Raw genomic sequence first — 20,449 nt, 5'->3', positions numbered from 1 at the left:
AACTGAAGAAAAATAAGAAACGTCAGTGACGTGAGAGCCTGATTCCTAATCAGGTAGAGCTGACCAATATAGCGATGACATTCATGCCAAATCAGAATCCTAAAGTCGGTTTATTTGTAACCTGTCTAGCAGATATGTTTAGACCGAGCGTTGCATTCGCAACCGTAAAACTACTTGAAGCTTCAGGCTGCACAGTAGAAGTACCAGAGACACAAACCTGTTGCGGGCAACCTGCTTATAACTCAGGCGACAAAGCAACCACTGCTGAAATTGCAAGAAAAACGATTGAAGCTTTTGATGGCTATGAATATGTCGTTGGCCCATCTGGTTCCTGTATTGGAATGCTGCATTATTACCCTGAGGTCTTTGACGAAAACGACCCTTGGAAGGCACGCGCATTGGACCTAAAATCGCGCGCTTTTGAGATTACCCAATTCCTAACTGACGTAGTCGATTTTGACCGTATCAATGCCGCATTTGAAGGTACGATTACCTACCACGATTCTTGCTCTGGTCTTCGCCAGCTTGGGGTTAAACAACAACCTCGCAAGCTGCTATCTAAGGTTGAAAACCTAACACTTAACGAGATGGAAGAGTCGGAAACCTGCTGTGGTTTTGGCGGTACCTTCTGCGTTAAATATCCAGACATTTCTAACCGCATGGTGTCTAACAAAACTGAATATATCAGTGACTCCGGTGCGAGTACTTTAGTCGGTGGCGATTTAGGCTGCCTATTAAATATGGCCGGCAAGCTTAAACGCGAAGGCAAGAAAATTGAAGCACGTCATGTAGTTGAGATCTTAGCTGGTATGACTGACACGCCAGCCATTGGCGAAGCAGAATATGAGCTAGCCTCTGAACTGAGCGCGGGGTAATACACGATGCATATTAAAAGCCCAGAATTTAAAGAAAACGCTCGTATAGCGCTGCATAATGTCGAACTTCAGGAAGCCCTAGGTCAGTTTAAACATGGTTTCCCTGTTAACCGCGCCAATGCCATCAAGCGCCTACCGGAGTTTGAAGATCTACGTGATGAAGCCCGTGATCTGAAAAATCACATCATTCAGAATCTAGATATCTATCTGGAACAGTTTGAAGATAACGTTGTAAAAAATGGTGGTCATGTTCACTGGTGCAGAACAGGTGACGATGCCAACCAAACCATTCTCGATATTTGTAAACAGGTAAATGCAAAGACCATCACTAAAGGTAAGTCGATGGTTTCGGAAGAAACCGGTCTGAACGAATACCTTGAAGCTAATGGTGTACGCCCTGTCGAGACAGATTTGGGGGAATATATCCTACAACTTCGTGATGATCATCCGAGCCATATTATTGCACCGGCGATACATCTGAATGTTAACGATGTATCTGAGACATTCCACGAACATCACAAGCGTCCTAAAACAGAAGATCCACAGGCGCTAATGAAGGAAGCTCGCGAAGTACTACGAAAAGAATTCGTAGGTGCTGATGTCGGGCTTACTGGAGCCAACTTCCTGGTAGCAGAAACTGGATCAACCATCATCGTGACCAACGAAGGTAATGGCGATCTTACTCAAACCCTGCCAAAAACTCACATTGTGATTACTTCCATCGAGAAGGTCGTACCTACACTGGAAGATATGAGTCTATTTCTTCGACTGCTAGCTCGATCTGCGACAGGTCAGGAATTTACGGTATACAACACGTTATCCACAGGGCCGAAACGCGCTGAAGATCAAGATGGTCCAGAGAACTTCCACGTTGTATTAGTTGATAACGGCCGTAGTGAGATGGTCGGAACAGAGTTTCAAGATATGCTTCGCTGTATCCGATGCTCTTCTTGTATGAACCACTGCCCTGTATACGGTGCTGTTGGTGGCCACTCTTACGGTTGGGTTTACCCAGGTCCTATGGGCTCTGTTTTAACCCCTAAGATGATCGGCATTGACAAAGCTGCGCATCTGCCAAACGCCTCAACATCTTGTGGTAAATGTGAAGAAGTATGCCCTGTGCGTATTCCTCTTCCAAAATTGATGCGTCACTGGCGAGAGAAAGAGTTTGAAAAGCACTTAACACCCAAAGCTGTCAGGTTTGGTATCGCTGGCTGGGCATTTTTTGCCAAACGCCCTGCCCTATACCGCTGGTTAGCAAGAAGCTCTGCTTGGTTTATGAACAAACTCGCTGGTAAGAAAGGCCGCATCAAGAAAATGCCGTTAGCCGGTGGCTGGACTGATTGGCGTGATATGCCGGCACCTCAAGGCAAAACCTTTATGGATCAATGGAAAGCCCACAATAAGGCGGAGAAGTAAGATGAGCAAAGCAGAAATACTTGGCAATATCCGTCGTGGCTTACAGCGTGGTGAAGCAACACCCGCGCAAAAAGCAGCTGCAACACGTCGCATCAATGCACATAAAGCGACCATTATTCCTAAACGTAGCCAGCTAGACAAAGCGGGTCAGATCCAACTATTTAGAGATATGGCTAGCGGTGCTGCGGCTGAGCTCATCGACATTAACTCAATGAACGATCTACCAGCTGCAGTTGCTGAGTGGTTAAATAAACATGATTTTAAATCTTTAGTTAGTGCAAGTGACGATTGCTTAAACGAACTCGATTGGTCTGCTTTAGGCGATATCAAACGCGAGCAGCGTGTTGCGCAATCTGGCGATGTTGCTAGCTTAACCACCTCTATGACGGGTATCGCAGAAACGGGGACTCTGATGATGTACTCCCGTCCAGAGAGCCCGACGACATTGAACTTCCTACCGGATTGCCATCTCGTATTATTGCGTGAATCGACGATCGTCGGTAGCTACGAAGACGCTTGGCAGATGGTACGTGAACAGAACCCTGATGAAATGCCACGCACGGTCAATATGATTACTGGCCCATCCCGTAGCGCGGACATCGGACAAAAATTGCAAATGGGTGCTCATGGCCCCTGCGTACTTGTGATCTTTATCCTTAAAGATATGTAGCTCTATATCTTTATTGCTTTAGCCACCTTTTTAGGTGGCTTTTTTTGTTCTATGGCCATTCAATAACTCAGTTATATAGCTTATCTAGATTCTGTAAACCAGCCTGATAAACGCCACGAATTGTTTTTTCCGCTTCTGCATCTGAGGCACCAGCTGCATTAAAGCTAGAGCTCCAAACTACAATCGAGCCGCCTTGGTCATCCAACTTAACCTGTATTTCGGATTCATAATCAGACACTGGTAATGGTGACTCATCAATTTGGTAACGATAGCTGCGCTTACCTTCATCCTTGCTCAATAAAGTCTCAGTAATTTTCGCACCGTTGCCCAAAGTCAGTACGCGCACTTTATTATCTCTATCACTAGACGCTACCGCAGGGTGCCAGCGATACAAGCCGTTATAATCCCCTAAAAGCACCCATACAGCAGACGGCTTCACATTCAACTTTACTGATTCTTCAACCGCAATATTACCCGCAGCAGACACGTTTACAGCACCTAATAACGAAGATAGCGCTACTACACCCATAATCTTTTTTAGCATTTTTATTATTCCTTTTTATTTATCACAACACATTAAGTGAACTACCAGCATGCCTCATGAAATTATTGATAACCATTATCATTAAGAACCTATCCAAAAGTACTTAATTAGCTAAATAGATTAAAATCCTCTAAAGCCAAACCAATCCAAGCCGATAGATTAATGTAAGTATTTTTTCATCAAGCACCGACACCTGTGAACGGATTACAGATAGCTGTCGTAATCGGACAATAGGAAGATGTTATGGAAGCCAATGAAATCACTGCTGCAGCGACAACAATGTCTACGCAACAGACACAAACCACTCATGCGGTTAAATCAGCCGAGATGGCTAAAGATCAGATCGAACAAACGGGTGAGCAAGTGATGCAGCTATTGGAAGTCACCGCACCGGGGAAACTTAGAGTCGATCCACTAAGCCCGCTAGGCACCCAAATAGACGTTAAAGCCTAACAACATCGCTAAAAAAGCGAATGCTGTGGCGCTGTGAGATCATCAAAGTCCTCATCTAAAAACTGCAAAATCGTCTCACATACAGGCCTCACCTGCTTATCCAAGTAATGCTGATAGTCTAAAGGCGAGCTCATAAATTCAATGGGCTCTGCGCCATTAACGGTCATCATATATTCAATATAAGAGCCTGACCGATAAGGGCTAGGTTGACCTTTTGCTTGGTATCTATACTCAGCTTTCAAGCCCGCCTGGACATGAGGAGGTTTATTCTTCACATACTGATCCAAACGCTGACGTATACGCTTTCTATAGATAAGCTTGTGATCTAAATTACCCGCTAACAACGCTTCGACCGTTGATTTAAGTAGCGACTGCCACTCTTGGCCTAAGAAAATACGCTCATAAAGCTGTTCTTGAAGCTCACGAGCCAAGGGCGTCCAATCAGTACGTACATTTTCTAGCCCTTTAAACACCATCTGGGTCGAACCATCCCCAGATCGCTTAAGCCCTGCATAACGCTTCTTAGTGCCTTTGTCTGAATGGCGCATAGTCGGCATTAAAAACCGACAATAGTGCGTCTCGTACTCGATTTCTAACTGACTATCTAGCTCGAAGCGCTCTTGTAGATTTTCACGCCACCAGCGATTTAGGTGTTCAGCAACAGCACGACCTGTACTGTTAGCTTGCTCCTCTGGGAAATCATCGCCTAACCAGACAAAAACAGAATCAGTATCACCGTAGATCACCTTAAAACCAAATTCCGATTCGATATGATCTCGTGTCTTTGTCAGGATTTCATGCCCCCTCAAGGTGATCGAGCTCGAGAGTCGTTGATCAAAAAAACGGCAGACATTTGAACCTAAAACACCATAAAAGGAGTTCATAATAATCTTGATCGCTTGGGATAATGCAGCGTTCTTTAACTGCTTGGCTTGATCTCGCGCCGCCCAAAGCTTCTCGATCAACTCAGGTAAAATCGTCTTACTACGCGAAAATATTGCGTGGTTAAAGCCGGGGACTAAATCTTCAGGCTCCGCCCCCTCTTTAAGTCCTTCAGCCAAACCATAAGGGTCAATTTTAAAGGTACGAATAATACTGGGGTACAGGCTTTTAAAATCTAAAACCAAGACCTGTCTATACAAGCCTGGACGCGAGTCCATTACGTAGCCACCGGGCGCACTAAGCCCTGACATCCCAGAAGCATATTGCGGCGCTACATAACCTGAACGATGTAACAGAGGGAGGTATTGGTTATCAAATGCTGCCGCTGATCCTCCTACTTTATCAAGCGCCAATCCTGTTAGACGTGCTCGTTCGAGAAGATAATTAATCAGATCAGCATGCTCAAATATCTCCCAAACCAAGCGGCAATCTTCAAGGTTATAACGAGCCAAAGCCTCTTTGTCTTCTCTAAACAACCGTTGTATTTCACCGCCACGATCATCAACATGGTCTATCAACTTACCTCGATCTAGCATATCCCGAGCGACGTTTTCTAAAGCAAAACTTTCAAACTGATAAGTTGCACCTTTCAGGGTATCAATACCATCTAATACGATTCGCCCTGCCATGCGCACAAAGAGCTTACCCTGAGCCGATTCATGCAGCTTTAAAGGCAACTTGTCACGACCTAGAACAAGTGGAATACGCAGTGCTTCAGCACGTTTTTGTAGTACCCGAAAATCAAAGCCGACTACGTTCCAACCAATAAACGCATCGGGATCATATTCCGCTACCACTTGAATAAATCGCTGTAACAAGGCCTTTTCATCAGAAACATATTCTAACCCTGCACTATCTACACCCTCCCCCTGCATCAATACCAATTGAAAGTCATCAGCATAGAATGCAGCCGACAAGATATTGTCTGCTTTCATCGTCGTTTCTAAATCAATAGAGAGAATGCGTAAATTGGGCGTAAACGTATCTGGCTTTAAACGGACCTGTTTATTCACTTGGCTAATATGAACACCACCTTGAATAAACCGTTCCATCAGATAGCGATCTGCATGCCGTATATCATCTTCCATCATGACAATATTATGCAGATGCAGTAGCTCTTGAATTTGGCGATAGGTTTTTAAAGTTTGGCTATAGATAGCGGTAACACCACGATACTGAAGATCAGTAAGATCGACTTTATTGATTCGCCAATCTCGGAGATGACCCAGTAAGGTTTTAACTCGCGGAACTTGCTCATCAAGAACAAAAAGTACCGCCTCTTGCTGAGTAATAGATATCGGAAAAGCGTGATGCTCTGAACAGACCCAATAGGTCAGCACGATACCCTCGCGAGTGTCGTGCTGACTTCGAGTCAGAATGAATGCCGAAGAGCTATGGTCTGAATGATCATGATGAGTAGGCATACTCACTTAACCAAAGGGCGCGACCAGATCCATATCGGTTAACTCTGGGAAAGCCTCTCGAACCGCAGCTTCATTTTGCACTTCAAATAGGAGTTTAAGGTTAGGACCAGCATCCATCGTCAGATAAATTTCTACGCCCGACAATCTTAACTCCCAGACACGATGCATAGCCGCAACAGATTCTGGTTGCCAATATAAAAGCGGCGGCCATGAAGCAATCATTGTTGCATGCATTGACAGAGCATTTTGCTCAGCAGTTTGACCTAACAGACTCATATCTTGTTCAGCTATAGCATGCTTAATTGTATTCAGATCCTTCTCAGCCTGTGCAGGCCAAGACTGATATAGATCAGCCGACTCAACTGTACGTTGCATACCAGAACGTGAATCGATTTTCTTGGCACCAGTAGCGACTTTTAACAAACCAATTCTGAACCCTGCCCAATTAACCGCTAAAGGCTCTGCACAGCTATCCATGCCGTCTTCTTGTTTACCTTTAGACCATTCAACAAACCCTTGATAGATAGATCGCGATGCACTGCCACTACCAATTCGAGCAAATGCCGACAAGACCTTCTGATCAAGATCGAAACTGTAAAATTCGTTAATCGCCAACATAAGTGCAGCAAATCCGGAAGCTGACGACGCAAGCCCAGCCGCTGTTGGAATATTATTGGTTGTTTCTACCTTAACCGGTTGATCAAGATCTCGACGAAAAAGATCTATAAACGCGATGACTTTACGAGCAAAGGATGAATCTTCACTTTGTAACTCGTCATTTAGATAGACCTGATCACCGGCATCCGAAGGCGTGATTTTCGTACGACTACCTAGCTCACCTAGCGAAATAGATAATGAAGCATTGATAGGCAGGTTAAGCTCAACATCACGTTTACCCCAATACTTACACAAGGCAATATTACTTGGCGCAAATGCTTCTGCTTTAGTACCCGGCATAGTTTTCTCTGGAAGAAACGATGCCACTACACTCTGCTTAGTTATTCTCAATGCTAACCCCTTGTGCCGAAACTGAGACTGGAATTTGTTCGTAAGCTATAGATAGATCTGGATCCGAACCAAGTGCAATCACACAATCCCCAAGACCCGAACCTGAAATTTTAGCACCTGTAATATGCTTGCTCTCGCGAAGCGTGTACACAATATCGCAAATCGCTTTATCTGCTACACCTAATGCGTCCATTAAGCCTTGGTAATTATTCATTAATTGACCAAGCTGCTGCCAATCCTGTTTAGCAATCTCCTTTTCAGCATTATCCGTTACTGACCCCATTAGCTGATAGATCTGTTGATAAAGTTCAGGGGAATATCTCGCTAAATCCTCTACATGCTTCAATACATCTGGTGTTTTGGTTTTATAGCCCGCGTAGTAAAGCGATATCTCGGGTAGCGCTGACAGTGCTTTGATCTCCCTTGGCTTAACTCGATAAGAAACAATCGAACCAAAGATACTAGCCACAAGATCAGTTCCTGAGCCTCGCCCATTTTGTACGTCATGAACAACTGCCAGTGAACGATCGAATAAGCTATCTAGATCCGTTTCATCGTTTACAAAAGAGGCGAGTGCAGCGACTACACCTGCAGTGACCGCGGCTGAAGAACCCAAACCAACGGTATGAGAAAACTCTGAACGAATCGTAATTTTAATACCTGAAGGCAGGCGATCCGCATACATTGCAACCGCAGCCAGCACAAAACTCAGCCTGTCATCAGCAACCAAATCTGGCAACGGGCTTTGGTATTGGGCTAGTGCAGAGTCAATCAGCACTTCTCGTGTTGAGATAGGCTCAAGCTCTATGCGTATATATTTATCCACAGCACAAGCTAATGCCTTATGACCAAAAAGCACTGCGTGTTCACCCATCAGCATAATACTGCCAGGCACGGTCACTTTAATCCGCTTCAACATACGCTCCTTGATAACTGAGTTTTAAAGGCTGTAGGTGGATATTTAAACGGCTAGCGATCTCTGCAGCATTACCTTTCGGGGCATAGACCAATACCAAACCACCTGTATCTCCAGAACTACTACCAGCACCACAAACCTTAGCACTTCCCCCCATCGACTCTATACGCTTAATAACATCAGCAACGGCGTGTGGAACAATACCGATCTGTTGTAATAGGCGCTGATTTTCTTGTATGAGGTCTAGTTTCTGCTGATCATCTGAAGAATAGATTATTCGCTCAAAATCCTGCGTAACTTGTTCAAAATGCTGCCAAATTGTTGAAAACTCAAATGACTCACGTACAGACGAAACCGTTTCACCCGTTGAAGATTTAGGTGAACCGCTATTCCAGATAAACCAGTTATCTCCTATTTTTTCAGGCAATAGCGTTACATGCTCGTTCTGAACTTTAACAACTCCTCCGAAAGTCGTCGCAGCAGCATCTATCGCACTACCACGGCCATGCTGCAATCTCTCACAGTGGCGAACTAACTTGAAGAACTCCCGTTTAGTCAATGCTTGCTGAGAAGCAGCTTCAGCCAACTTTAGCAATGCTGCAATCACTGCAGCAGAAGACCCCATACCAGCACCTGCGGGAATAGCACTCGCTATAGAGATCTGACCGGGCTGATCAAAACCAAGCTGCGACAAGGTATAAAACAGCAGATCTGAAGGCGACGAGAGCACATCCGAAACAGCAAGCTTTCTTTGTAAAAACAGATTAAAACGCTGATCAAGCTGTTCGGAAAAGAATTTAAATGTGGCTATATTCTTAGAAAAGCTACCAAAAACCTCAGAAGAGATAGATAAATTCAGACTTGCGGTAGGAGAATAAGAAGCCATTACAGAGGATGTAACGGCCATCGCAATAGCAGGCGCCCCATAAACAACTGAGTGCTCACCACTCAGTATTAGTTTCCCTGGGGCTATTGCCTTCATTAACAGCTAACGTATTCTCGCTTGTGACCGCTGATCGCAGCCAAACGGAAACGCCCAGTAGTTGCAGCAGGAATATCATGATGTTCACCATCTCGAGGATCTGGGTGGCGATACAGATTCAGATATTCGTCATAGCTCACTTCTTGGCGAGCATCTAACATAGCTTTATGGTTTAGAGTGTGCAGACATTTTTCATAACCCGCCACTACCGTGCCAGAGAAAAACTCGGCAACGCAACCAGAACCATAACTAAAGAAACCAACTTTATTACCAGCCAGATTTTCTTTGCAGTTCTCAAGCAAAGAGGTCAAACCGATATACATGGAAGCGGTATAGCTGTTGCCAATAATACGGTTGTAATACAGTGTTTCTTCAACCTGTTCTTCAATTTGCTCCAAAGACAGGCCTGCTTTGTTTACCTTTGCTAAATGTTTATGCGCTTTTTCCGCCATTCGGCTAAATGGCAAGTGATAGCAAAAATGAGAGAAATCACTAAATGCTAGGGAGCTAACTTCTACAAAGTTTTCCCAAGCCTTTTTCAGCGACTTAAGGTATATCTTGGTAGAGTATTTACCATCAACAAGTGCAGTCGTACGGTAATTTGGTCGCCAGAAATCCATCACATCTTCAGTATGATTACCAACTTCTGGATCAATTTCGATTAGACGGGGGGTTGCTGAGATCAAAATAGCAACTGCGCCACAACCTTGAGTCGCTTCACCTGAAGTACCAAGATCATAACGCGCAATATCGGACGCAATGACCAAAACCTTTTTTTCTGGCTGTCGGGCAACTAACGCGCACGCCATCTGAATAGCAGCTGTTGCGCTGTAACATGCCTGCTTTAACTCAACAACACGGCAGTTAGAATTCAATCCTAACAATCTATGCACATAGACGCCTGCAGCCTTAGACTGGTCCACACCCGTTTCTGTAGCAAAAAGCAACGTACTAATTGAATCAGTGCCTACCCTTTCAATTAACGGGTAGGCAGCATTTGCAGCCATAGTCACTACATCTTCATCAGGTGCCGCCATAGACATCTTCTCTTGGCCTATTCCCTGATAATATTTTTCTGACTCAATTTGCTGAACATTCGCCAGTGTTCTTAAATCCAGATAATAATTGGATGTATAGAAACTGATTTCGTCAATACCAACTGACATTCTTGGGTCTCGATCCTAACTCTCGTCTAAAACAAGGGCCCGGTTATTAGATAAAGATGCTATATCCCGGACACCTAGCAGAAACATGGCTGTTCTGAACTCTGCTTTTATTTTTTCTATTTCTTCTATAACTGCATCAGCAGATTCCATTGCTGGTTTTAACAGCGGACCTGCCATGCCACATAAAGAGGCGCCGAGTATAACAGATTTAACCATATCAATCCCATCTCTTAAGCCACCACTTGCAACTAATGTGGCAACATCGCGATATGGGCTAGCCATTTTTAAGGCTACAGGGGTAGGCAGCCCCCAATCTTGGAATTTAAGGCCGATATTACTCGCGTCTTTTCTGCGATGGTGTTCAATTCGACTCCAAGATGTCCCGCCTGTACCTGCTAGATCGAAGGTTGTTATGCCCGCCTTTAGACCTAGCTCAATATCGGCAGGAGACAAACCACTCCCAACCTCTTTTAGTAACACAGGCACATCAAGTGCTGTCACAAGGGCTTCGATCTTCTCAGCAAGATTGGAGAAATCAGTATCCCCTTCAGGTTGTACCGCTTCTTGGAGAGGATTGAGGTGAAAATACAAAGCATCAGCACCTAGACAATCTATAGCTTGCTGCGCATGCTCGACATCAACGCCGTAGTTCAGTTGAACAGCGCCAAGATTTCCAATGAGAGGTACATCAGGAGCCAATTCTCTCAAAGCGAAACTTTCTTTAGCTTCAGGAGATGTAAACATAACGCGTTGCGAACCAACCGCCATAGCAACACCCGTTGCCTGAGCTGCTTTCGCTAAATTATGGTTAATTTGCTTTACTAACTGATGATCACCACCTGTCATTGAGGATATCAACAAAGGAAAGCTTAGCTGATAACCTAAAAATTCACATGAGCTATCAACATCGTTCAAAGCGATCTCAGGTAAACCACGATGCATTAAATGTATGCGATCAAAGTACCTTCCAGCTCGATCCGTTGATGGATCATTTTCTATAGCTCTTATATGTTCAAGCTTTCGATCATTAGTCAGATCCGACATTAGCGCTCCAGCTTTAAGTGAGCTTCCATCAGCTCACCAGGATTTGTCTGAGCAGCTAGCAAAGATAACTCGCCACATAAAACGGTTGCAGCACAGATAGCAGCTAAACGTTGCGCATTCTCACCCGGTTCTCTATCTTCCTTACAACCTAGCGCTGCCAAGTTATCTTCAACAAAATCAATCCCTTTACCATTACCTACAGACCCCATAATAAGGTTAGGTAAAGTACAAGAGAAATAAAGGTTATCACCACGTACTTCAGCGTGCACTATACCCTGAGAACCCTCGATAATGTTCGCTGCATCTTGACCAGTGGCAAGGTAAAAGGCTAAAAGCATATTCGCATAATGAGCATTAGCACTGCGAAGGCCACCTGCAACCATGGTCCCAATCAGGTTTTTCTTAATATTAAGATCAACCATTTTTTCAGGCGTTGTCTTTAAGCGTCTTTCACAAATATCACGCGGTATTAATATCTCGGTTACCACATATTTACCGCGGCCAAGGATACCGTTAACAGCTGTCGCTTTTTTATCTGAGCAATAGTTACCTGAGATAGATGAATAACGAAGCTGCGGATATTCAGACAATATCCAAGGAATAATCTTATCTGCTGCGTTTGTCACCATGTTGTGACCAGATGCATCACCCGTTGTAAATTCCAAGCGAAGATAGATCAAATTAGCCACAATCTGGCTATTCATATCAATAAGTTTGGCAAAACGACTACTCTGAGCAACCACCTCGTTGATATCACTCATACGAGATTTAATCGAGTTTAGAGCAAGCATAGCCTCAGTTGCGTCATCCGCTTCAAGTAGAATAGATCGACTCATTCGCTCATCAATCACAGTCGTTTTGATGCCATCAGTCAATGCAGAAACCCTTGCGCCACGGCCGACAGATGGCCATAAAGGCGTTTCATAGGTAGCTAAAGGCACGCTAATTTTTTCATCTAAAACAGGTCCAGTAATTTTAATAGGACCCACATTACGCATAGGGATCGGAGCTTGACTGATTTTATGAGATTTCATGATATCTCTTTATGCAAAAGAAAAAGGGCTGCCAATGGCAACCCTTTTAAAATAAGGTTGAGGGCTAATTTTAATGAACTTCACTAGCCCTTTTCAACGTTTTCTTAGGAGGCAGTCTCTTCTTTTTCCACCTGTTTTTCTGCCGATTGCTCGACCTCAACATCACCTAAATTAGGCTCCGGTAAAGACAAGTTCAACGTATCTAACAAAGTCCCCATACCATTCACAACTCGGTATTGAGAAACAAGCTGATCATGAAGCGCGTTTGTCAGATCATTTTTAGAGGAAAATACTTCGTTTTCTGTATCCAACAAATCAAGCAAAGAACGCTGACCAATGTTGAACTGCTTCTGATAAGAGTTTCGAGTTTCCTGGCTCGAAGCTACGTGCTGCTCAAGAAATGGTAACTGTCTGGACAGAATACTATATGCATTCCACGACAATTCGATACTTTGGAGTACTTCACGATGGCTTTGACCTTGTATCGATTTTGCCTCTTCAATCTGGTGCTGAGTCTGACGAACACGAGCTTGATCAGCACCACCGTTATACAAGTTATAACGCAAACGGAACATAGCCGTCAGATCTTCGTTTACACCTTCAACACCATCTAAATTATTATTCCAAGTACGATCAACTTCAAAATCTACTCGAGGATAATAGTTACGTTTTGCTGCATTATATTGCGCTACTGCTGCTTCAGTGTCAGCTTCAGCTACTTGTAATGTCGGATGATTACTAAGCGCGGCTTCGGTTGCTTCATCCAAAGATTCTGGAATTGTAACATTAACCATTTCAGGATAGACAAGTTCCTCAGGAGCCATCAACCCAGTAACACGTTGGTAATTTGCCCTAGCATCCAACAAGTTATTTTCAGCCGCAAGTGTGTTAACTTCAGCCAACGCCAAACGCCCTTCTGCTTGCTGAATTGAAGCCAAAGCCCCCATACCCGATTCAGAACGACGTTTAATCTGATCGTAAATTTTTACGTGGTTAAATAAGTTTTCTTTTGCTTGCTGCAATAAAACAGTTCGGCGGTTTAATTCAATATAGGCTCTAGCTGCATCTAGGGCATAAGTCTCTGCCGACTCTATTAAGCGTTTATCAGCAGAAATTGAACGAGCTTTTTGACGCTTCACTTCACTAGAAGTAGCAAAGCCATCAAATATCATTTGCCTAATACTTAAACGCGCCTCTCCACGGGTAAGCTCAACATCATCCCCATTTGCACGCGTAGTTGTATTATTAGTCCACTCATAACCAATACCAGCTTCCAAATCGACACTCGGAAGATAACCAGCCTTGGCTTGACGAACCTCTTGATATACTGCATTTCTCGCGTTGATAGCTCTCTGTACTTCAGGACTGTTAGTTAATCCTTCCGCCACAACGCTTTCAAGTGATGTGGAATATGCTACCGTGCTAACAGCTCCTAGTAGCACCCCTGTAAATACTGACCTGAACATAATATCCGCCCCTAATTATAAATAGTTCGTAGTCTTTCCTTGATCTAATCAGTGCAGATCACGCAGGTTGTTTTCCAACCATAAGAACTAGTGAGACTCTATCATTGGCACCTGTTTTCTTAAAAATAGAACTCAGATGAGCCTTAACTGTCCGCTCTGTTATATCAAGCTCTCGAGCAATTTCCTTATTACTTGCTCCTGTCGTTAATACAGAAAGCACGTCTCGCTCTCGACTACTTAATCCTTTAAAACAATCTACAGACTCTGCGGTGTCCACTTTCCTATCTGTGGCAGGTATATCTCCTAAAAGCCTTTTAAGTAACTTTTGAAGAAGCTCTGGACCTGCCCAAATATCACCACGGAGTACAGTTTTCACCACTTCTGTAAGCAGTGACCCTGTAACATACGTGTTGGTATATCCGTTAGCACCTGATTGTAATACTTGAATACCCTCCCTTTCGTTCGGTACGTCAGTACATACAATCAAAATCAACCCCGGATTATCCCTTTTAAATCTGAATATTAATTGAGCATCCTTTTCATCAACCGAACTTAGATGAAGCAATAAAATACTATTCTTTACTTCCACAAGTTTAGATGAAATTTCAGAACAAGCGATAACTTCTGGTTGCCAATCTACTAGCAATTTAAACCATCGTTCCAAAACTTTCGGTCGGTTCCCTAAAAAAAACAACTTCATAATATCCATTCCGCAGCACCGAAGTACAAGACCATGTCTTGTGACCGCGGCGCACAATAGTATATCTTCTAACCAAGAGCTACAAGTTTTTGAAGATTAACGATTTTTGTTTTTATATTCTTTGTAAGGCTAATACAAAAAAATTAAAAAAAACCATAAATTCTATAGGGTCAAATAGCAAGCATTACTCAATAACTTTACATTAACACTTGTAGTAATACTCTCTATCGCTCTGTCAGTGCTTTACTTTTAGCCTTAAGCACTGGTTTCAGTATGTAATCCATTACAGTTTTCTTACCTGTAAGAATATCCACACTCACAGTCATCCCTGCAATTAGAGGCAATTCTGCCTCAGCTGTTCCTAAAAAAGGCTCATCCGTTTCTAAACGAACCAAATAATAACTTTCCCCTTCCTCGTCTAAGATAGTACTGGGGCTTACGAATACAACTGAAGCACCAACCCCACCATAAATTGAAAAGTCATAAGCTGATACTTTAATTATCGCCGCCTGGCCTGGAGAAATATTAGCTATATCAGATGGCCTAATCCTAGCCTCTACTAACAACTTATCTTCCCAAGGGATAATATTTAGTAATTCATCACCAGGCTGAACCACTCCTTCAACAGTATTAACCAGTAGCTGCTTAACTGTACCTTTGACTGGAGCTTTAACTTCAGCTCTATCTATACGATCATTCATACCCGTTAATGCCTGTTTTATTCGGGCACTTTCAGCAACCACTTCATTAAGTTCTCTTCGGGCTTCATTTCTAAATTGCAATTCAGCACCATCAAGGTTCTGCTTAGTCTCCTGCAAAGTAGATTCAATTCGAGGAATATTTAATCGAACTCCTGATAATTCACCCCAAAGATCATTTAATTGCCTCTTTAACCGAAGAAATTCAACCTCCGAAATCACTCCTTCCTTCAATAGTGGTCGGGTAATGTCTAATTCTCGCTTTAAAAGACTATAACTTCTGACTAATTGACCTTCTTGAGATTTAGCTGCCTTTAATTCCTGCTTTCTTTGTTCAACTTGTTGCTCCAATCCCCCAAGAGCGGCTGACATTTCCGCCTTACGAGTCAAAAATAAACTTTTCTCCTGATCAAGCATGCTCATATATTCAGCAGGGAAATTTGTAGGGGATAAAAACTCTTTATTATCTGCCTCTGCCTGCAATCGCACAGCTTTTGCTATCAACTCATACTGCCTAACTTCATTTTCTTTTAAAGAACTAGAGAAACGTATATCGTCAATTCGCAATAGAACCTGGCCCTTTTCAACAACATCACCCTCTCGAACAAGGATTTCTGATAGCGCACCACCCTCTAACGTCTCGATAACTTGCAGTTGGCTTGACGGGATAATTTCACCATCCCCACGCGTAATTTCATCTAACTCAGCCCAATTAGCCCAAGCGATGGCAAAAACAACAAAAATAAGCATCGACCATAGTAAAGCACTAGCTCCTTTAGGGCTTTGCTCTGCCATCGCCTCACTTACACTAGACATATATTGTAAGTCTTTTTTAGCTTGAGCCATGACGTTACCTCTGAACCTGCAAACGGCCTTGCTTTAAAGCATCTAGAACTGCATCTTTGGGACCATCCGCAACAATACGCCCAGAATCCATAACAATTATTCTATCTACCAAACTTAGCAAAGACATTTTATGGGTAACTACCAACATTGTTTTATCCTTTGCATATGTTTTAAGCATGGACTTTATTTGCTCTTCAGACGAGTTATCCATTGAAGCTGTAGGTTCATCAAGAATAAGAATATTAGGATCATGAATAAGAGAACGAGCAACTGCAACCGCCTGCCTTTGCCCACCAGACAAGGCTGCACCTCGCTCCCCAACTTTCATATCAAACCCTTGAGGGTGACGATTCACCATATCGGAAACACCTGTGAGTTTTGCCACCTCTACAAGACGATCATCTTCAGTCTGAGGGCTTCCTATTACGATATTGTCGCGAACACTTCCCGCGAACAGCATAATATCCTGTGGCATATAACCAAAATTCCTTCGCAAATCGACCGGATCTATCTGGTTAATATCAATCCCGTCAATCCGTATGCAACCTTCTCCAGCATCATATAAACCTAATACCAATTTCTCGATCGTTGATTTACCTGATCCGATCCTTCCTATTAAGGCAACACTTTCACCGGGCTTTATATTAAAAGAAACACGATCCAAGGCTTTATGCTCTTCCCCTGGGTAAGCAAAACTTACATCTTTAAACTCAATAGCCCCTTCCAATTTATCACGATGAATAAACTGCTGTTCCTCGCTGCGCTCAGAAGGCAATTCCATTATTTCATTAAGTCCCTTCAAAGCAGTAGCTGCTTGATGATAAGAAATTACAAGATTAGCAACCTGGCTCATCGGGCCTATCGCCCGCCCTGAAAGCATCACACAGGCAATCAAAGCCCCCATGGTCAACTCTCTTTCACTAATCAAATACACCCCAGTAATGATGATACCGACCGATGTCAACTGTTGAGCCAATGATGCAAAATTCACTACTGATGCTGATAGCATCCGTGAACGTAAACTCCATTTAGCAATATAACCAACAGCTTGCTCCCAACCCAATTGAAGAGAGGAACTAGCTCTCTGAGTTTTAACAGTTTCCATTGCCGTAAGGCTTTCAATTAGAGTTGAGTTTTTTTGAGAATTAGAAGCGAATGTTTTTTCAACTGCCTCTTTTAAATACGGCCGTACAATAAACGACACCAAAATAATTAAAGGTATTGTCACCAGTGGAACTATTACAATAGGCCCACCAATAAAGCCAATAACGACCAAGAAAAGCACAGCAAAAGGTAAATCTATAAATACTACATTTGTAGTTGAGCTTAAAAAGCTCTTAATACTTTCAAACTCACGTAAATTGCTAGCAAAAGAACCAACAGAAGCAGGAAGAGCACTATACTTGAGCGATAAAACCTTTTCGAAAAGCAAGGCAGATAGAATTACATCCCCCTTTTTACCAGCGATCTCAAGAAAGTAGGATCTAAGCATTTTAAGAGAAAAATCAAATAGATATACGACAGCGACACCTATCGCTAAAACCCATAACGTCTCTATCGCATTATTTGGTACTACACGATCATAGACATTCATCACAAAAAGAGGGTTTGCGATCACAAACAAGTTAATTAAAAAGGATGCGATCAATACATCTCGATAAATCGCGGTAGAACGTTTGATTGTCCCCCAGAACCAATGCCCTTGATGGCCTTCCAACAACTTCGATACTTGCTGTTGAAATCGGTATTCTAACCTAACGAAAATAGCATGATTTTTATAAGATTCAGCAAGTTCATCTATCGATAAATCATGCACACCTCCACTTTCTGGCTGAATGATTACCGCCATTCCAGATTTATGATCTATCTCTTGAAGAACGCAAGCTTGGTCATTTTCGAGGATCAATACCGCTGGTAATACAAGAGGAGATATATCAGATAGCTCGCGCCGCAGTATTTGAGCTGTAAACCCAGCTCGTTTTGCGGCACGAAGAAACAATTTAGGAGTTAACTTGTGATCGACTAATGGTAAGCCTTCACACAGTACCTCAGGAGAGAAAGGCTTATGATTTTGCTTACTAAGATGAACCAAACAACCGAGCAAAGGGTCTTGAACCGCTTCCATTAACCTAAACCTTAACCTTATTTGAGAGAAAAACTCAAAAAAACGATATATAGTATGACTATCAATTAGTCATCAAATGTATCAAATCAATATGTTATACGCCATACGCAATGAAGAAGGCCGAATTGTAAGTCTTTCAGAAACTCCTCAAGCAGGTGCTGAAGCGGTTGATATAAAAAACAAGGAAGTAATGGATTTCCTATCAATTAACGATGAAGAATTTTCTGCAGAGGAATTCCTTCAACAGTCTGATATGGCCGTAGCCCGTATTTTTGAAGATTTGGTAGACGTCCTTATTAACAAGAACCTTATTTTGTTTACCGACCTTCCACCAATGGCACAAAAGAAACTTTTAGGCCGTAAACTTGCGCGTAATATTAACCGCGGAGAAGGGGAGCCTGAACAACACGAAGAAAAGTCTCACTCATTCCTTATAGAAGACGATGAAACCTTATAAAGAAGCACTTAAAGCTCTTGGCTTAATAATGGATCTTCATCCTCTTCTTTCTTGAAGTGATTTAATTGGTTGTATTGCTCAGCGAAACGTTCAGCAAGTGCAGAATAACGCTGCTGCTGCTTTTCAGACAACGCTCCATAAGAGATAGTAGCCAAAACATCTCGAACAGATAACAAGATCCACAGAGCATTCTGACCTCTCTTCGCTTTTTCAATACCCGCTTGGACCAAATTAAGTGCAATACCCGTATGACTTGGTAACAACTCATTAGCTCGACCAAACATTAAAAATGCTCGGTCTAAATCACCGCCCCTAAAACTACTCATAGCTGCATAATTGGCCTTACCCCAATCTTTCTCCACCATCACACGATTAAGGTCTTTACGCTTAAGCTGAACTTCCCCTTCTATTTCACAACCATGAACAGCATCGACTAAAACATCCAACCATTTACACTGGTTATCTACATCCATTCGCAAGAAAAAATTCAACGTTTGTTGAAGCATTTGCTCTAAACGCTTGCGAGAATCGGCCGATTCTTGGCGGTAAAGGTCACAATTTATAAGCTTGGCTCGGAACATAACTTCTTGATCATCCGGATGATCAAGAACGACATCCTCCAAAATTCGGACAACATCCGTTTCGATTTCAGACAACTTTGTTTTATTAGCCTGAATTAAAGATCTAACTAAACCAAAATAATGAGATGGGGTTTGAAAAACAGAATAACGAGCATAACGAACGGCTTGCTGATATGCATCTTTAGCAATGTCCCATTCACCCGTTTGGGAAGCCAAATCAGCCAATTCGCTCTGTAACTCAGGCACAGTAGGCTGAATCATGACAGCTTTTCTCATAAGAGTAACAGCGCGACTCAGCTCCCCTTTAACCCGATAAATTCGAGCCAGCCATGTATATGCCTCAACACAAACATGTTGCTGATCCACAATACGATTAAGGCAATGCAAGGCATCGTCATATTCACCAAGGTTGAAGTGAGCAATTCCCTTTCCTACTTCAGCCCAAGGAAGGTCACGCTTACTCGTAAGCCCCATAAAAAGCTCTTTGGCCTGAGTAAAACGCTTCATTCTTAAAAGAGCGATACCATTCACTCGTTGAAGGAATATATTTAAGCCAGGGTAATGGTTAACAAGCGCCCTACCTTTCTCAAGCACTTCTTCATAGTGCTCTTCATCCAACAACTGTTCGATTGGCCTAATCGCCTCTTTAATCCGCAGCTGTTTTTCTAAGCGATGACGAACTTTGCCTTGATCAAACGGTTTCGAAATATAAGTATCAGGAGAGTTTTCTAAAGAGCCAAAAAGCAGTTCAGAGCTTTCAGGATCAACTATAAGGAAATAGGTACTAGCTTCAGGAAGGATAACCTCTGCATTAGCCTCATGCAGAAGCTGCAGACCATTTTTTTCACCTTTGCCCATATCGTACGCTGCAAAGCAAAGATCAAAAGTTAACTCGCGCATCAGGCTTAAAGCCATATTTACCGAGGAAGCAACTTGCACTTGCCCCACGCCCATACGCCCCAGGATTTGGCGTAACACCCCGAGATCGTCGAGCTTACTGTCTACGATTAAAGCAGACTTTCCTGAGTAGTTGATTTCCATAGGTTCTGCGTAGTTTAGATAACAGCAAAAGTAGCATATAAATCAGACCATTATCAAA

18 protein-coding genes are annotated in these 20,449 nt (G+C 42.9%); 5 read left to right on the top strand and 13 right to left on the bottom strand.

Annotated elements, in window-relative coordinates; all coding sequences use genetic code 11:
* The first annotated feature begins 83 nt into the window (after positions 1-83).
* The 3 genes from ACMXYT_RS04865 to ACMXYT_RS04855 are packed head-to-tail and all read left to right on the top strand — an operon-like array spanning position 84 to position 2,964.
* Positions 84-875 (top strand): (Fe-S)-binding protein, encoded by a 792-nt coding sequence (locus tag ACMXYT_RS04865; protein WP_415881848.1) that lies wholly within the window; start codon positions 84-86, stop codon positions 873-875.
* Positions 876-881: 6 nt separating this feature from the next.
* On the top strand, positions 882-2,294 hold the full coding sequence (locus ACMXYT_RS04860) for a LutB/LldF family L-lactate oxidation iron-sulfur protein (protein ID WP_415900469.1): 1,413 nt from the start codon (positions 882-884) through the stop codon (positions 2,292-2,294).
* A gap of 1 nt (position 2,295) precedes the next feature.
* A complete protein-coding gene (locus ACMXYT_RS04855; RefSeq protein ID WP_415900468.1) occupies positions 2,296-2,964 on the top strand; it encodes a LutC/YkgG family protein in 669 nt (222 codons plus the stop codon).
* Between the two features lie 67 nt (positions 2,965-3,031).
* Here the strand turns inward: ACMXYT_RS04855 and ACMXYT_RS04850 are convergent, their stop codons facing one another.
* Entirely contained in the window at positions 3,032-3,508 is a 477-nt protein-coding gene (locus ACMXYT_RS04850; protein WP_415911934.1) for an SRPBCC family protein, read from the bottom strand.
* 243 nt (positions 3,509-3,751) lie between these two features.
* Here ACMXYT_RS04850 and ACMXYT_RS04845 point away from each other — a divergent pair, with 243 nt between their 5' ends.
* Entirely contained in the window at positions 3,752-3,961 is a 210-nt protein-coding gene (locus ACMXYT_RS04845; RefSeq protein ID WP_415896638.1) for a hypothetical protein, read from the top strand.
* A gap of 8 nt (positions 3,962-3,969) precedes the next feature.
* Here ACMXYT_RS04845 and ACMXYT_RS04840 read toward each other — a convergent pair whose 3' ends face one another.
* From ACMXYT_RS04840 to ACMXYT_RS04790, 11 genes are all read right to left on the bottom strand, one after another.
* Positions 3,970-6,327, bottom strand: a complete 2,358-nt coding sequence (locus ACMXYT_RS04840) for a DNA polymerase II (RefSeq protein WP_415900466.1) — start codon at positions 6,325-6,327, stop codon at positions 3,970-3,972.
* Positions 6,328-6,333: 6 nt separating this feature from the next.
* Complete coding sequence (gene mvaD / locus ACMXYT_RS04835; protein ID WP_415911933.1) at positions 6,334-7,335, bottom strand: diphosphomevalonate decarboxylase; 1,002 nt, start codon at positions 7,333-7,335, stop codon at positions 6,334-6,336.
* Positions 7,322-8,254 (bottom strand): mevalonate kinase, encoded by a 933-nt coding sequence (gene mvk / locus ACMXYT_RS04830; RefSeq protein WP_415900464.1) that lies wholly within the window; start codon positions 8,252-8,254, stop codon positions 7,322-7,324. Before mvk ends, mvaD begins: the two co-directional genes overlap by 14 nt.
* Entirely contained in the window at positions 8,238-9,233 is a 996-nt protein-coding gene (locus ACMXYT_RS04825) for a mevalonate kinase (protein ID WP_415900463.1), read from the bottom strand. The genes mvk and ACMXYT_RS04825 overlap by 17 nt, the downstream gene beginning before the upstream one ends.
* Positions 9,233-10,399 (bottom strand): hydroxymethylglutaryl-CoA synthase, encoded by a 1,167-nt coding sequence (locus ACMXYT_RS04820; protein ID WP_415900462.1) that lies wholly within the window; start codon positions 10,397-10,399, stop codon positions 9,233-9,235. Before ACMXYT_RS04820 ends, ACMXYT_RS04825 begins: the two co-directional genes overlap by 1 nt.
* A gap of 15 nt (positions 10,400-10,414) precedes the next feature.
* Positions 10,415-11,443 (bottom strand): type 2 isopentenyl-diphosphate Delta-isomerase, encoded by a 1,029-nt coding sequence (fni, locus tag ACMXYT_RS04815; protein ID WP_415900461.1) that lies wholly within the window; start codon positions 11,441-11,443, stop codon positions 10,415-10,417.
* Positions 11,443-12,477, bottom strand: a complete 1,035-nt coding sequence (locus ACMXYT_RS04810; protein WP_415900460.1) for a hydroxymethylglutaryl-CoA reductase — start codon at positions 12,475-12,477, stop codon at positions 11,443-11,445. The genes fni and ACMXYT_RS04810 overlap by 1 nt, the downstream gene beginning before the upstream one ends.
* A gap of 104 nt (positions 12,478-12,581) precedes the next feature.
* Positions 12,582-13,943, bottom strand: a complete 1,362-nt coding sequence (locus tag ACMXYT_RS04805; RefSeq protein WP_415900458.1) for a TolC family outer membrane protein — start codon at positions 13,941-13,943, stop codon at positions 12,582-12,584.
* Between the two features lie 58 nt (positions 13,944-14,001).
* On the bottom strand, positions 14,002-14,652 hold the full coding sequence (locus tag ACMXYT_RS04800) for a helix-turn-helix domain-containing protein (RefSeq protein WP_415900457.1): 651 nt from the start codon (positions 14,650-14,652) through the stop codon (positions 14,002-14,004).
* A gap of 215 nt (positions 14,653-14,867) precedes the next feature.
* Positions 14,868-16,187: an HlyD family type I secretion periplasmic adaptor subunit gene (locus tag ACMXYT_RS04795; RefSeq protein WP_415900456.1), complete on the bottom strand. Its 1,320-nt coding sequence runs from the start codon at positions 16,185-16,187 to the stop codon at positions 14,868-14,870.
* A gap of 4 nt (positions 16,188-16,191) precedes the next feature.
* Positions 16,192-18,312: a type I secretion system permease/ATPase gene (locus ACMXYT_RS04790; RefSeq protein WP_415900455.1), complete on the bottom strand. Its 2,121-nt coding sequence runs from the start codon at positions 18,310-18,312 to the stop codon at positions 16,192-16,194.
* Between the two features lie 76 nt (positions 18,313-18,388).
* On the opposite strand from ACMXYT_RS04790, the gene ACMXYT_RS04785 reads away from it, so the two are divergent.
* Positions 18,389-18,769 (top strand): hypothetical protein, encoded by a 381-nt coding sequence (locus ACMXYT_RS04785; RefSeq protein WP_415900454.1) that lies wholly within the window; start codon positions 18,389-18,391, stop codon positions 18,767-18,769.
* Between the two features lie 8 nt (positions 18,770-18,777).
* Here ACMXYT_RS04785 and ACMXYT_RS04780 read toward each other — a convergent pair whose 3' ends face one another.
* Positions 18,778-20,391, bottom strand: coding sequence for a tetratricopeptide repeat protein (locus ACMXYT_RS04780; protein ID WP_415900453.1), 1,614 nt, complete (start codon positions 20,389-20,391; stop codon positions 18,778-18,780).
* Positions 20,392-20,449: the final 58 nt, after the last annotated feature.

It is taken from the genome of Neptuniibacter sp. QD37_11 (genome assembly GCF_047778105.1).
GTDB lineage: Bacteria > Pseudomonadota > Gammaproteobacteria > Pseudomonadales > Balneatricaceae > Neptuniibacter.
The sequence above is the reverse complement of the archived record's forward strand: the minus strand, read 5'-3'. Positions and strand labels throughout refer to the sequence as shown.